Genomic DNA, 13,451 nt, shown 5'->3' with positions numbered 1-13,451 from the left:
GGCGCAGGTGTGTCTTGGTCCACGGCTATAATCGTCGCCCAATCAGAAGACTTTCTCGCAGGTGATCCATACGATGGCAAAACCACGCCGCACATCGAAGCAGTCGAAGCAAACCGGGGGAACCTTTCTCGGCATCGTGCTGGGGCTGATCGTCGGCCTCGCGATCGCCGTGATCGTCGCGCTATACATCACGCGCGCGCCCACGCCGTTCGTGGCGAAGGTCGCGCCGCCGCCTTCCGAAGCCAACTCCGCGCCGTCCGCCGCGCAACCCTACGATCCGAATCGTCCGCTGCAAGGCAAGACGCCGGGCCAGCCGGTGCCGCAGGCCGCGCAGCCCACGCCGCCGAACACCGCGCCGGGTCAGAGCAACAATCAGACGCAGTCGTCGGGCATGCTCGACGAACCGCAGATCGTCGAAGTGCCGCCCTCGGGCGCGACCGCTTCCGCGCCGAAGACCGCCAGCCCGTCCATCGCGAAGAAGCCCGAGACCGCGCCGGCCGCACCGAACGCGACGAGCAACGCCAACGCCACGCCGCCGAAGGGCGGCTCGGCGCCCGCGACCGCCAAGACCACGCCGCCCGCGCCGGGCGAGCCCAACACCGGCTACTTCCTGCAAGTGGGCGCGTACAAGACGCAGGCGGATGCCGAACAGCAGCGCGCGCGCCTCGGCTTCCAGGGCTTCGAGTCGAGGGTCACGCAGCGCGATGCGGGTGGCGTGACGTACTATCGCGTGCGCATCGGTCCGTTCGCGAAGTTCGAGGAGATGAACACCGCGCGTCAGCGTCTGTCCGACGCCGGCGTCGATACCGCCGTGATCCGCTTCTCGAAGCAATAAGGCAGCAATCGAAGTCGACGCGCCCGCGCTTGCGCAAGACGGCGGCGCAGGCGCAAACGCCCAGGCATTTAAGCGTGGCTTAAGCGTCGTATGTCCCACTAACGGGCCTGCTTATGTCGTTCTTGCGTACCCATTGCGTACTCTCTCCAATCATGAAAAAACTGTTTAGCGCGTTGGCTCTTTCCGTTGGCATCGCAGCCGCTTCGTTGAGCGTCGCCGGTTCGGCGACGGCCGCGCCCACCGCCGGCAAAGACTACACCGTGCTGCAGGCGGCGCAGCCGGTCGCCGCGCCCGCTGGCAAAGTCGAAGTCATCGAATTTTTCTGGTATGGCTGCCCGCACTGCAACGAGTTCGAGCCGTACCTCGAGGCATGGGCGAAGAAGCAGGGGCCGGACGTCGTGTTCAAACGCGTGCCGGTGGCGTTCCGCGACGACTTCATTCCGCACTCGAAGATGTACCACGCGCTCGACGCGCTCGGCGTCGCCGAGAAGGTCACGCCGGCCGTCTTCAACGAGATCCACGTGAAGAAGAACTATCTGCTGACGCCGCAGGCGCAGGCGGACTTCCTCAAGACGCAGGGCGTCGATCCGAAGAAGTACATGGACGCCTATAACTCGTTCTCGACGCAAAGCGCCGTGCAGCGCGACACCAAGCTCCTGCAGGACTACAAGATCGACGGCGTGCCGACTGTCATCGTGCAGGGCAAGTACGAAACCGGCCCGGCGATGACCAACAGCCTGCCGGGTACGACGCAGGTGATGGACTTCCTCGTCCAGCAAGTCCGCGACAAGAAGCTGTAAGACCTCCCGCGCCGGCATGGAAGCAGTTCGCCTGAAGGTCTTCATCACCGGCGCATCGAGCGGCATCGGCCTCGCACTCGCCGAGGAATACGTGAAGCGCGGGGCCGTCCTCGGCCTCGTCGCCCGCCGTGTCGATTCCCTCGTGGCCTTCGCGGCCCGCCATCCCCAAAGCTCCGTTTCGATCTATCCCGCCGACGTGCGCGACGCCGACGCGCTCGCCGATGCCGCGCGCCGCTTCATCGCGGAGCACGGCGCGGCGGATATCGTCATCGCCAATGCGGGCATCAGCCGTGGCGCGCTGACGGGCCACGGCGATCTCGACACCTTCCGCGCCGTGATGGACACCAACTACTTCGGCATGGTTGCGACCTTCGAACCATTCGTCCAGTCGATGACGTCCGCGCGGCGCGGCACGCTCGTCGGCATCGCGAGCGTCGCGGGCGTGCGCGGGCTGCCGGGCGGCGGCGCGTACAGCGCGTCGAAATCGGCGGTGGCGAAGTATCTGGAAGCGTTGCGCGTCGAGATGCGGCCGCTCGGCGTGGCCGTCGTTACGATCGCGCCGGGCTATGTGCGCTCGGAGATGACCGCGCACAATCCCTATCGGATGCCGTTCCTCATGGACGCCGACCGCTTCGCCGCGAAAACCGCCGATGCCATCGAACGCAAGGTGCGCTATGCGACCTTTCCATGGCAGATGCGCATCGCGGGCATGCTGATGCATGCGCTGCCGCGCTGGCTCTACGACGCGATCTTCGAACGCGCGCCGCGCAAGCCACGCGCAAGCGAGTGACACAAAAAAAACCGGCTGCGCGAAAGCGCAGCCGGTTTTTTTATCTGGCAACCGCGTGACCGGGACGTGCCCGGTCACGCGAATATCAGAACGCCACGTAAGCCGGGCTGTTCGGCAACTCGAATCCGACATACACGTGCCGCCCGAAGAAGAACGGCAAGCCGAAGTCGAAGAAGTTGGTCATGCCCAACTGGCCGCCCAGGCTGTTGAACGCGAACTTGCCGCCGCCCTGCGTCAGGGTGCGCGCGCTGACGAGCTGGAACGGCACGGCGGCGCTGTTGCCTTCGCTGCCGCGGATCGTCGCCGACAACGACTGCTCCGAGCTCGGGCAATAGAACGCGCTCGTGCTCGAACACAACGGGAAGTTGTCCTGGAAGAAGTTGCCATTCGATCCGGAATCGAAGAACGTCTGGTAGCTCTTGCCCTTGTAGGTGCCGCTCAGATCGCCGTATGGGTCCGTGCCGTATTTCGTGACGCCGGAAAGCCCGTTATTGCTCTGCGTGCCGATGCCGAATATCAGCACGCCGGTCGCGCTCGCCGCACCGTTGTCGGGAACCGGCGGCAACTGCACGATCACGCCGTTGTTGTTGGCCGCGAACTTCGCGACGGGATTGGCGACCTGCTGTGCGAGCGGCACGGCGACGCCCGTGCAATTCGCGCCGTTGACGCACGAGAAGTACATCGCGTTGAGCGACGTGCTCACGCATCCGCTGCCGCAGTCGTACGTCTGCGGGCCGATGCCGAGGATGCCGTTCGCGCCGATGTCGCCGACCGTGTTCTCATCGTTGCCGGACGGGCAGCCGTTGGAGCCGGTCGGCGCCGCCGATGCGTCCAGGTCGCCGATGATCTGGACCGGCACGCCCGACGCCACCTGGGTGCCCATCTTCACGTCGGCCGTGCGCACGGTGCCCCACGTGTAGCCGTCGGCGAAGCCCGCGCACTCGGCGAGCTGGCCGCCGTTCGACGCGCGCGTGCCGGGCAGGCTGCCGAGCACGGATTGCGCCGCCGAGCCGAGAATGCGCAGACCGAACGAAGCGGTATCGACCTGAATATTGTCGATGGTCTGACACGCCGACGAGCCCGGCGCGCACACCGTCACCGACACGTTCGGAATGTTGACGAAGCCCGCGACGCCGGAGTTCACGTTGATGGGCACCGCGTTCGTGCCGTTGGGCGCGATCGGCTGCGCGGTCGCGGTGCTGGTGTTCGAGCTGCCGCCCGAGCCGCCTCCGCCGGAGCCGCCGCCCGACGAACCGCCGCTGGAACTGGAGCTGTCGTCGCCGCCGCCGCCGCAAGCAGCGAGCATGACGGAAAGACAAAGCACGCCGAGCCAGCGGACCAGGCCGCCGCGTCGAAGGGAGGAGATGGCGGGAAGGCCGTGTGTGGTTCTATGCATACTGGATTCTCCCCTCGCTTACTGGATATCGCTGGCGGACACGCCGGCCGGCAACGATTGCGGCAGATATGCGCTGCCCCCGAACGCGCCCATGTGGCCGCCCGATTCCACGACGAGCCCGGAATCCTGCACGCTCACCGGCCCACGGCCGCCGCGTGCGGCGCGCTGCGCCTTCAGGCCCTGCTGATACTGCGGAAAGTAGGTGCCGAGCAGGCCTGCGAGATCGGGCACGCGCGGGCCATGCCATGCGATCCCGAATACGACGCCCGCATCGGAAAGATATTCATTGACGACGGTGCCGCTCGCGAGCGTGGTCGAGCGAACGGTGTAATTCGATGCCGATGCCGCCGATGCGCCCGACGCGCCGCTTGCGACAGCCGAGCGCGCGACGGCCTTCGCGGACGTGGCGCCTTGCGGCGCGGTCATCGGCTCGCCGCCGAGCACTGCGTAGGCGGGCGCAGCCGCGCACACGCCGAGCGCGCCGGCGACGAACGCCAGCACGCTTATGAGATGCCCATGAGGGGATTGCTTCGGTGCCTTCACTGGGCCTCCTATCGGTTATCGGCCGTCCGCGCGCCCTCTGCTCACGGCCGGCCCTTGACGATTGAGTGACAGATGCGCCACCGCTCTTCGCGCCCTTTTCTTCAGTGCGAATACCATCAGTATGCCAGTCACGAGGAATAGCCCTAACGTTCGCAAGCGCACACAAGAAAAAACGCGAAGCGCAATGGTATGCGCTTCGCGTTGTTTTTAACCGCTGAATATGTCGAATCGGCGACTACTTCGGGCTCCCTCAGAAGCCGAGGCTGGCGAGCAGATCGTCCACCTGCGACTGATCCTGCACGACGTCGCTGCGGCCTTCGGGATTGATCTGCGGCCCGTTGAGCAAGCCCTCCGGACTGCCGCTCGCCGATGACATCAGCGCCGCCGCCGATGCCGCGAACTGCTCGCGCCGTTCGGGCGCGATGTTTTCGAGCAGCACGCCCAGCAATTGCTGTTCGATCAGATACACGACGTCCGTGATCTTCTTGATCACCTGGCCGGTCAGATCCTGGAAGTCCTGCGCGAGCATGATTTCCAGCAGTTGCGCGTTGGTCGCCTGAGTCCGTTCCGGCACGCTTTTCAGAAACGTGCGCGTTTCGCCTAGCAGCGCGCCCGCTTCGCCCTGAGCGAGCGGCGCGTCGTACCATTTGGCCCAGCGCGCGTCGAGCGCCTGCGCTTCGGTCTGCATCGCTTCCTGCATGGGCTTCGCGAGCTCGATCGCGTTGAGCGCGCGCTCGGCGGCCTGCTCGGTCATCGTCGCGACATATTTCAGGCGGTCGCGCGCATCAGGCACGGCTTGCGCCGCGGCTTCGAGCTGCTTGTCGAGGCCGAGTTCGCGCATCGAGTCGCGCAGCGTGCGCGTCAGCTGGCCGATGCGCGCGAGAATGCGGTCGCTCGACAGCCCGCCCTCGCTGCTTTCACTCTCGGCAACCGCGGCTGCGAATTCAGTGGTCAGATCGTTCACGATCAGCTCCCGGCTTTGGCCATCTTCTCGAGAATCTTGGTGAGCTTCTCGTCGAGCGTGGCGGCCGTGAAGGGCTTCACCACGTAACCGTTCGCGCCCGCCTGCGCCGCCGCGATGATGTTCTCCTTCTTCGACTCCGCCGTCACCATCAGCACCGGCAGATGCGAGAGCGCCGCGTCCGCGCGGATCTGCTGCAGCATCGAGAGGCCGTCGAGGTTCGGCATGTTCCAGTCGGTGATCACGAAGTCGAAACCGCCGCCGCGCAGACGCGCAAGACCCGCCGCGCCGTCTTCGGCTTCGTCGACGTTGCCATAGCCCAGTTCCTTGAGCAGGTTACGCACGATACGGCGCATCGTCGGAAAATCGTCGACGACGAGGATCTTCATGTTCTTGTCCATCACTACTCCCTTGAGTTCTCAATGCGGCGGCGCCGCGTATTCAATCCAGATGATTCAGACGCGCTGCACGCGTTCGCCCATCGAGGCAAGCCGCGCCATCACGCGCCGGCTCATTTCAGAGAGCGGCGCGATCTCGCTCGCACCGCCCATTGCAATCGCTTCGCGCGGCATGCCGAACACCACGCAACTCGCTTCGTCCTGCGCGAGCGTGTACGCGCCCGCCTGCTGCATTTCCAGCAGACCGGCGGCGCCGTCGCGGCCCATGCCGGTCAGGATCACGCCGATCGCGTTCTTGCCCGCGTGCTGCGCCGCCGAGCGGAACAGCACGTCGACCGAAGGCCGGTGCCGGTTCACCGGCGGCGCATCCGACAGATGCGCGACGTAGTTCGCGCCGCTCCTCGCGAGCACCAGATGCGCGTGGCCCGGCGCGATATACGCATGACCCGGCAACACGCGTTCGCCGTGCTCCGCTTCCTTCACCGTGATGCGGCACAGCCCGTTCAGGCGCTGCGCGAACGACTTCGTGAAACCCGGCGGCATGTGCTGCGCGATCAGCACCGCGGGCGCATCGGGCGGCAGCGGCGTGAGCACTTCGCGAATCGCTTCGGTGCCGCCCGTCGATGCGCCGACGATCACGAGCTTCTCCGTCGAAACCAGCGGGTTGTTGAAGTGCGGCGCGGGCTTGTGCGCCGCTGCGCTCACGGCCGCGCTCGCTGCATGCGGCGTTTGCTTCACGCGTGCCCGCGATGCGGCGCGCACCTTGTCGGCGAGCTTTTCCGCATAGTCGAGCATGCCGTCGCGAATGCCCACCTTCGGCTTCGTGACGAAATCGACCGCGCCGAGCTCCAGCGCCCGCAGCGTGATTTCGTTGCCGCGCTCCGTCAGCGACGAGACCATCACGACCGGCATCGGCCGCAGGCGCATCAGCTTTTCGAGGAAGTCGAGGCCGTCCATGCGCGGCATTTCGACGTCGAGCGTCAGCACATCGGGGTTATGCAGCTTGATCAGTTCGCGCGCGACAAGCGGATCGGGCGCGGTCGCGCACACGTGCATGTCGGGCTGCGAGTTGATGATCTCGGTCATCAGGCTGCGCACGAGCGCCGAATCGTCGACGCACAGCACCTTGATCTTCGACGCGGCCTGCGCCTTCGTGTTGATCGTGTGAGTGAGTGTCATGCTTCCTCCGCCGCTCTGGCGCCGCGCAACGTGCGTGCCACGTTGCTGAACAACTCGACGCGCGGTTTCGCCTGCGTGGTGAACAGTTCGGCGCGCGGCTTGGCGCCCGCCGCGTTCGACTGGAACAGCTCGACGCGCGCACGCGCCTTCGCGAGCCGCTCCGCGCGCTCTTCCGGCGTGCGCTGCACGAGCGCCTGCTCGCGCTCGACCACGACCGGATCGTGCTGCGTCTTGAGCTTTTTGACCATTGCCTGGCCCGAGCGCGGCATGAACGCGACCTTGCGCGGATGCATGCCCTGCAAGTCCTCGGCGACGATGCGAATCTTTTCCAGCGCGAGATAGCGCCGCACGAACTCCGAGTTCCGGTCGCCGATGTTGATGGTCGTCATGCCCGCGAGCACCGCGCCGCCGCCGAACACCTTTGCTTCGAAACGCTCGCGCCGTCCGCCGCGCTTGATGAGCTCGTTGATGAGCACTTCCATCGCGTACGCGCCGTAGCGCATCGAATCGGACGTTGCGTGCGATGCGTCGGAGCCGTCATCGGGCAGCATGAAATGATTCATCCCGCCGATGCCCGCCGTGCGGTCGTGGATGCACGCCGCGACGCACGAGCCGAGCACGGTGACGAGCACCATGTCGTCGCTTGTCATGTAGAACTCGTTCGGCAGGAGCTTCACGCCCGGCTTCTGGAAATGGTTGTCGAAGTAGAGGTTCGACGCCATCGGGAGTCCGCTCATGCCGTCTCTCCCGCGAGCGCGCGCGGCGCTTTCGGCGTGGCCGCCGGCTTCGTGTCGCGACTCAGTTCATACACGGTCTGCCCACGCAGCCTGAACGCCTGCGACACATACGTGAAGTTCTCCGAATGCCCCGCGAACAAGAGCGCGCCCGGCTTCATCAGCGGCTCGAAGCGCGTGAGGACTTGCGCCTGCGTCGGCTTGTCGAAGTAGATCATCACGTTGCGGCAGAAGATCGCGTCGAACGGGCCTTTTACGTCGTAGCGGGCATCGGTGAGATTCACGCGGCCGAAGTTCACCATCGCGCGCAGTTCCGGGCGCACTTTGACGAGACCCGCGTGCGAGCCCGTGCCCTTCAGGAAGAAGCGCTTCAGGCGCTCGACCGGCAACGCCTTCACCTGATCGATCGAGTACACGCCCGCTTCGGCCTTCGCGAGCACCTGGCTGTCGATGTCGCTCGCGAACACGGTGCACTGGCGCGCCGCGTGATCGCCCAAAGCCTCGACGAGCGTCATCGCGATGGAATACGGCTCCTCGCCGGTCGAAGCCGCCGAGCACCACACCGAGAACGGCTGCTGCCTGCGCTTCACGAACTCCGCGAGAATCGGAAAGTGATGCGACTCGCGGAAGAACGCCGTGAGATTCGTGGTGAGCGCGTTGACGAACGCTTCCCACTCGGCGTTGTCATCGTTGGTTTCGAGGCGGTCGAGATACTGCCTGAACGTATCGATGCCGCAGGCGCGCAGACGCCGCGCGAGACGGCTATACGCCATGTCGCGTTTATGGTCCGACAGCGAGATGCCCGCGCGCCGATGAATCAGCTCGCGAATGCGGGCGAAGTCCGCCGCCGTGAATTCGAAATCGCGCTCGACTTCCGGGCCGCGCACATTGGCCGGCAAGTCGACGCGCGCGTTGCGCGTTGCCATCATGATGTTTCGTGCTTCCTTGGCGCGCTCGTCGGCGCCCGATGTGGCGTATGCCTCGCGCTCGACCATGCGGACTCGCGTGTCCCGTGCGTTTCGATGAAACGCCGGCTATCGATCGTGTAGCGCGATGCCTGCATGGCCGTCTCGTCTCAGACCCGGTTAAAAGGTTTCCCAGTCGCCGTCGTCGGCGGTCGTCGCCTTGGCGCGCGGCGCGGGCTTCGCGGCGCTCGCCGGCTTGGCCGCCGGCTTGCTTGCGGGCTTCACCGCTTCGTTGCCTGCTTCCTTGATAACGGCCGCTTCCGGCGCAACTTTTGGCGTCTCGACGGACTTCGCTTTCGACGCAACGACAGGTGCCGAAGGCTCGACGCGCGCCGCCGGAGCGAGACGCGCCGCCGCCGCCGATGCGCTCGTGCGCACCGGCGCCGCCGCGCTTTCCACGCACCATTGCCCGACCACGTCCTTCAGCTGACGCGTCTGCTCTTCGAGCGATGCCGCGGCGGCCGCCGCCTGCTCGACGAGCGCGGCGTTCTGCTGCGTCACGCTGTCCATCTGCGTGACGGCGCGATTGACCTGCTCGATGCCGTCCGACTGCTCTTCCGACGCCGCGCTGATCTCGCCCATGATGTCGGTCACGCGGCGCACGGCCTGCACGATCTCGCCCATCGTCTGGCCGGCGCGCGCGACGAGCTCCGTGCCGCTGTCGACCTTCGCGGCCGAATCGCCGATCAGCGCCTTGATTTCCTTCGCCGCCGCCGCGCTGCGCTGCGCGAGCGAGCGCACTTCGCCCGCGACCACCGCGAAACCGCGGCCTTCCTCGCCGGCGCGCGCCGCTTCGACGGCTGCGTTCAACGCGAGAATGTTGGTCTGAAACGCGATGCCCTCGATCACGCCGATGATGTCGACGACCTTGTTCGAGCTCGACGCGATCGCGTGCATCGTCTCGACGACCTGCTCGACGACTTCACCGCCGCGCGACGCGATATCCGACGCATTCACCGCGAGCTGGCTCGCCTGGCGCGCGTTGTCGGCGTTCTGCTTCACCGTGCTCGTCAGCTCTTCCATGCTCGACGCGGTTTCCTGCAGCGACGCCGCCTGCTCTTCCGTGCGCTGCGACAGATCCGTGTTGCCGCTCGCGATTTCATGCGCGCCGACATCGATCGATTCCGCGCCGCGATGCACCGCGCCGACCATCGCGGTCAGATTGCCGCGCATGCGCTCGATGCCCGCGAAAAGGCGGCCGATCTCGTTGGACTTGTCGGTGTGCGCGCGCTGCGTGAGATCGCCGCGCGAGATGCGGTCGAAGTGATCGACGGCATCGTTGATCGGCTTCACGATCAGGCTCGCGAGCGCCATGCGCGTGCCGATGAGCATCAGCACCGCGAACACGAGCACCGCGCCGATCGTCATGTTGAGCGCGGCGATATGCGAGGACGTATTCACGCGCGATTTCTCCGCGTGCTCCTGGTGCGACGCGACAGCGGCGGTCACGGCCTGATCGAACGAAACGAACATCGGGCTGATCTTCGTGTCGGCGATCGCGTGATACGCGGCCATGTCGCTCGCGCGGATCGCGGCGAACTCCGGCTCCACGCCTGTCTTCAGGAGCGACTCGCGTTGCGCGACGAGCGCGTCGAGCGTTTCCTTCGGCAGCGTCGGCTTCGGCGTGTCGAGATAGACCTTCCAGTTCTCGTTGCTCTTGTCGAGCAGATACTGGCCGCGATCGAGCGCCTTCTTCGCGTCCTCCTCGCTGCCCGATTCGGCGAGCGAGCGCACCTTGTCCAGCGTCACGCGCGCGCGCAGCAGATACGACGACGTTTCGGAAAGCGCGCGCATCGCGACCATGTCTTCCTGCGCGAGGGAGGTAAGCGACGCACCGGCGGAGTTGAGCCCGACGAGCGCGAGCGCGCCGATCAGCGCCGCGCATCCGGTGAACAACAGGCCGACGAGCGTGAGCGTCGTGCGGATCGACAACTTCTTCAGCATGGCTTCGTTCCTGCGTGTATTTCCAAGTGCTTGTTTGCTTTATGCGGCGACGGAGTCGATCAACTCCATCTCGCGGCTCGTCATGAGCTTTTCGATGTCCATCAGGATCAGCATGCGGCCGTCCACGGTGCCGAGGCCCGTCAGATACTCGGTCGCGAGCGTGCCGCCAAATTCGGGCGCGGGCATCACCTGTTCCTGCGTGAGCGTGAGCACGTCCGACACGCCATCCACCACCATGCCGACCACGCGATGCGCGACGTTCAGGATGATCACGACCGTCTGGTTGTCGTACTCGACGCGGCCGAGATTGAACTTGATGCGCATATCGACGATCGGCACGATGATGCCGCGCAGATTGATCACGCCCTTGATGAACAGAGGCGCGTTCGCGATGCGTGTAACGTTGTCGTAGCCGCGAATTTCCTGCACCTTCAGAATGTCGATGCCGTACTCCTCGGCGCCGAGCGTGAACACCAGAAACTCCTGTCCGGCAGCTTCCGCGTGCTGCGCGTCACGTCGCGAAGGCGCAGCGGTATGAATCGATTGAACGTCTGCCATGAAGGCTCCTTCGGTATCAGTGAGAGTGCGCGCCGTGCTGTGCGCGCGATTCGCGGTTGAGCGCGGCCACGTCGACGATCAGCGCGACACTGCCGTCGCCCAGGATGGTCGCGGCGGAAATGCCGTGCACCTTGCGGTAATTCGTTTCGAGGTTCTTCACGACCACCTGCTGCTGGCCGACGAGCTCGTCGATCAACATGGCGAAGCGGCGTCCTTCCGTCTGCATGATCGTGACGATGCCCTGCGTCGGATCGGTGCGCGCGCCTTCGACATCGAACACGCCGTGCAGCGCGACGAGCGGCAGATATTCGCCGCGCACGCGCACGACGCGCTCGCCGTTCGCGACCGTGTAGATGTCTTCGGCCACCGGCTGCAGCGACTCCATCACGAAGTTCAGCGGCAGAATGAAGATCTCGTTGCCGACCTTGACCGACATGCCGTCGAGGATCGCGAGCGTGAGCGGCAGCACGATCTTCGTCGTCGTGCCCGCGCCCTGACGCGACATGATTTCGACGTGGCCGCCCATCGACTGGATGTTGCGCTTCACCACGTCCATGCCCACGCCGCGGCCGGAGATATCGGTGACCTGCTCGGCGGTCGAGAAGCCCGGCATGAAGATGAGCTGCCAGACTTCTTCATCGCTCATCGATTCGGAAACCTGCATGCCCTGCTTCTGCGCCTTGGCGAGAATCTTGTCGCGGCGCAGGCCAGCGCCGTCGTCGCTCACTTCGATCACGATGTTGCCGCCGTGATGCGCCGCCGACAGCACGAGCTGGCCGGTCGTCGGCTTGCCCGCGGCGCGGCGTGCTTCCACGGTTTCGATGCCGTGATCGAGCGAGTTGCGCACGAGGTGCGTGAGCGGATCGATGATGCGCTCGATCAGGCTCTTGTCGAGCTCGGTCGCCTGACCGAACGTGACGAGCTCCACGTCCTTGCCGAGCTTGCCGGCAATGTCGCGCACGAGGCGCGGGAAGCGGCTGAATACGTAATCCATCGGCATCATGCGGATGGACATGACGGCTTCCTGCAGGTCGCGCGCGTTGCGCTCGAGCTGCGCCATGCCGTTGAAAAGACGGTCGTGCAATGCGGGATCGAACGTGCTCGTGGTTTCCGCGAGCATCGCCTGCGTGATGACGAGCTCGCCCACCAGGTTGATGAGCTGATCGACCTTTTCCACGCCGACGCGAATCGAACTGCCTTCCGCCGATGCCGCCGCCTGCGGGCGCGCTTTCTTGTCGGCGTCGCTCGATGCGGCTTTGGACGGCTGGGCGGCGGGCGCGTTTTGTAAACTCGCCGCCGCCGGCACCGCTTCTTGTTTTACTGCGTCGTTGCCTGCCGCGGATGCGGGCGCTTCATTCGCCCGCGATTGCTTCGGCTCTTGGTGTAGCGTGGGTTGCACCGCCAACGCCGGCTGCGCCTGCATGGATTGCGCCGATTGCGCCGATTGCGCCGCTGCATCGCCACGGCCGATCGTGATCTGCGTTTCATCGATCACGAAGCAGCACACGGCGACGATATCGTCGGCCGGGACGTCCGAGTCGAGCCAAACCACGTACTCGGCGTCCGTCTTCTTTTCTCCGACGATGCTTCCCAGATTTCCCAGCTCCTCGATCAGAGTCGCCAGGTCCTTCTCGCCCACCCCCCGTAGCGTAATTTTCAGGTGGGGTCCAACTTCCGCCGCCGGCGCGCCGGTGTGTCCCGGCGTTGCATCGGCGGCGGTTCCTGCATGCGTTCCATCGGCGAGTTCGAATGCGCCGTCCCAGTTGCCGTCGTCCTCGATGGCGTCCATCGCCTGCGCGAGCACGTGCGCGGGCGGCGAGTTCGGGCCTGCGTACGCCGGCGCGACATTCACGTTCGCCGCATCGTGTTGCGTGCCCGGCAGCGCGGGCGGCTCGATCTGGCCGGAAGCGGCGCCATCGGCGTTCTCGTTCTTCAGGCGCTCCAGCTTCGCGCAGATCGCGCTAGCGGCGGCCGAATCCGGCTCCGTGCTCGCGCGATACGCGGCGAGCTGGTCGGAGAGCACGTCCTTCGTCGCGAGGAAGGTGTCGATCATGTCGCGGCGCAGGACGAGCTCGTTATTGCGCGCGCGATCCAGCAGCGATTCGAGGATGTGCGTCGTTTCGGTCAGCGCCGTGAAGCCGAACGTCGCCGCGCCGCCCTTGATCGAGTGCGCCGCGCGGAAGATCGCCGCGAGGTCTTCCGGATCCGGATTCGCGATGTCCAGAACGAGCAGCAGTTGCTCCATCTGCGCGAGCAGTTCATCCGCTTCGTCGAAGAAGGTTTGATAGAACTGGGTAATGTCGAGTGTCATGCTTGAGTCACCATCGGCGCGTGCGTGCGCGGGTTGT

At 65.5% G+C, this 13,451-nt stretch carries 13 protein-coding genes; 3 read left to right on the top strand and 10 right to left on the bottom strand.

The window, feature by feature from the left end; translation table 11 throughout:
* Positions 1-73 precede the first annotated feature (73 nt).
* The 3 genes from AC1Z32_RS14435 to AC1Z32_RS14425 all read left to right on the top strand — a co-directional run bounded on the left by AC1Z32_RS14435 (position 74) and on the right by AC1Z32_RS14425 (position 2,425).
* A complete protein-coding gene (locus AC1Z32_RS14435) occupies positions 74-835 on the top strand; it encodes an SPOR domain-containing protein (RefSeq protein WP_483479296.1) in 762 nt (253 codons plus the stop codon).
* A gap of 152 nt (positions 836-987) precedes the next feature.
* Complete coding sequence (locus tag AC1Z32_RS14430) at positions 988-1,635, top strand: thiol:disulfide interchange protein DsbA/DsbL (protein ID WP_483479295.1); 648 nt, start codon at positions 988-990, stop codon at positions 1,633-1,635.
* Between the two features lie 16 nt (positions 1,636-1,651).
* Positions 1,652-2,425: an SDR family oxidoreductase gene (locus AC1Z32_RS14425; protein ID WP_483479294.1), complete on the top strand. Its 774-nt coding sequence runs from the start codon at positions 1,652-1,654 to the stop codon at positions 2,423-2,425.
* 85 nt (positions 2,426-2,510) lie between these two features.
* Here AC1Z32_RS14425 and AC1Z32_RS14420 read toward each other — a convergent pair whose 3' ends face one another.
* The 10 genes from AC1Z32_RS14420 to cheA all read right to left on the bottom strand — a co-directional run bounded on the left by AC1Z32_RS14420 (position 2,511) and on the right by cheA (position 13,414).
* Complete coding sequence (locus AC1Z32_RS14420; protein ID WP_483479293.1) at positions 2,511-3,821, bottom strand: DUF3443 domain-containing protein; 1,311 nt, start codon at positions 3,819-3,821, stop codon at positions 2,511-2,513.
* A gap of 18 nt (positions 3,822-3,839) precedes the next feature.
* Entirely contained in the window at positions 3,840-4,364 is a 525-nt protein-coding gene (locus AC1Z32_RS14415; protein WP_483479292.1) for a DUF2844 domain-containing protein, read from the bottom strand.
* Positions 4,365-4,614: 250 nt separating this feature from the next.
* Entirely contained in the window at positions 4,615-5,319 is a 705-nt protein-coding gene (gene cheZ / locus AC1Z32_RS14410; RefSeq protein WP_483481631.1) for a protein phosphatase CheZ, read from the bottom strand.
* An 11-nt stretch (positions 5,320-5,330) separates the two neighbouring features.
* Complete coding sequence (gene cheY, locus AC1Z32_RS14405; protein WP_187608782.1) at positions 5,331-5,726, bottom strand: chemotaxis response regulator CheY; 396 nt, start codon at positions 5,724-5,726, stop codon at positions 5,331-5,333.
* A gap of 54 nt (positions 5,727-5,780) precedes the next feature.
* Entirely contained in the window at positions 5,781-6,902 is a 1,122-nt protein-coding gene (locus AC1Z32_RS14400) for a protein-glutamate methylesterase/protein-glutamine glutaminase (RefSeq protein ID WP_483479291.1), read from the bottom strand.
* Complete coding sequence (gene cheD, locus AC1Z32_RS14395; RefSeq protein ID WP_483479290.1) at positions 6,899-7,639, bottom strand: chemoreceptor glutamine deamidase CheD; 741 nt, start codon at positions 7,637-7,639, stop codon at positions 6,899-6,901. Before cheD ends, AC1Z32_RS14400 begins: the two co-directional genes overlap by 4 nt.
* Positions 7,636-8,565 carry a CheR family methyltransferase gene (locus AC1Z32_RS14390; protein ID WP_483481630.1) on the bottom strand — a complete coding sequence of 310 codons (930 nt, stop codon included), beginning with the start codon at positions 8,563-8,565 and terminating at the stop codon, positions 7,636-7,638. The genes cheD and AC1Z32_RS14390 overlap by 4 nt, the downstream gene beginning before the upstream one ends.
* 156 nt (positions 8,566-8,721) lie before the next feature.
* Positions 8,722-10,545: a methyl-accepting chemotaxis protein gene (locus AC1Z32_RS14385; protein ID WP_483479289.1), complete on the bottom strand. Its 1,824-nt coding sequence runs from the start codon at positions 10,543-10,545 to the stop codon at positions 8,722-8,724.
* A gap of 39 nt (positions 10,546-10,584) precedes the next feature.
* Complete coding sequence (gene cheW / locus AC1Z32_RS14380) at positions 10,585-11,103, bottom strand: chemotaxis protein CheW (RefSeq protein WP_483479288.1); 519 nt, start codon at positions 11,101-11,103, stop codon at positions 10,585-10,587.
* A 16-nt stretch (positions 11,104-11,119) separates the two neighbouring features.
* Positions 11,120-13,414 (bottom strand): chemotaxis protein CheA, encoded by a 2,295-nt coding sequence (gene cheA / locus AC1Z32_RS14375; protein WP_483479287.1) that lies wholly within the window; start codon positions 13,412-13,414, stop codon positions 11,120-11,122.
* Positions 13,415-13,451 lie beyond the last annotated feature (37 nt).

This window comes from Caballeronia sp. 11_S32 (genome assembly GCF_056930355.1).
This window is presented reverse-complemented; position numbering and strand designations above follow the sequence as displayed.

Bases quoted from the DNA above. Each gene is read 5' to 3' on its own strand.
- AC1Z32_RS14430 (WP_483479295.1), top strand. From the start codon at position 988: ATGAAAAAACTGTTTAGCGCGTTGGCTCTTTCCGTTGGCATCGCAGCC.
- cheW (WP_483479288.1), bottom strand. From the start codon at position 11,103: ATGGCAGACGTTCAATCGATTCATACCGCTGCGCCTTCGCGACGTGAC.
- AC1Z32_RS14435 (WP_483479296.1), top strand. From the start codon at position 74: ATGGCAAAACCACGCCGCACATCGAAGCAGTCGAAGCAAACCGGGGGA.
- cheD (WP_483479290.1), bottom strand. From the start codon at position 7,639: ATGAGCGGACTCCCGATGGCGTCGAACCTCTACTTCGACAACCATTTC.
- AC1Z32_RS14385 (WP_483479289.1), bottom strand. From the start codon at position 10,545: ATGCTGAAGAAGTTGTCGATCCGCACGACGCTCACGCTCGTCGGCCTG.
- AC1Z32_RS14400 (WP_483479291.1), bottom strand. From the start codon at position 6,902: ATGACACTCACTCACACGATCAACACGAAGGCGCAGGCCGCGTCGAAG.
- AC1Z32_RS14390 (WP_483481630.1), bottom strand. From the start codon at position 8,565: ATGATGGCAACGCGCAACGCGCGCGTCGACTTGCCGGCCAATGTGCGC.
- AC1Z32_RS14420 (WP_483479293.1), bottom strand. From the start codon at position 3,821: ATGCATAGAACCACACACGGCCTTCCCGCCATCTCCTCCCTTCGACGC.
- cheA (WP_483479287.1), bottom strand. From the start codon at position 13,414: ATGACACTCGACATTACCCAGTTCTATCAAACCTTCTTCGACGAAGCG.
- AC1Z32_RS14425 (WP_483479294.1), top strand. From the start codon at position 1,652: ATGGAAGCAGTTCGCCTGAAGGTCTTCATCACCGGCGCATCGAGCGGC.
- cheY (WP_187608782.1), bottom strand. From the start codon at position 5,726: ATGGACAAGAACATGAAGATCCTCGTCGTCGACGATTTTCCGACGATG.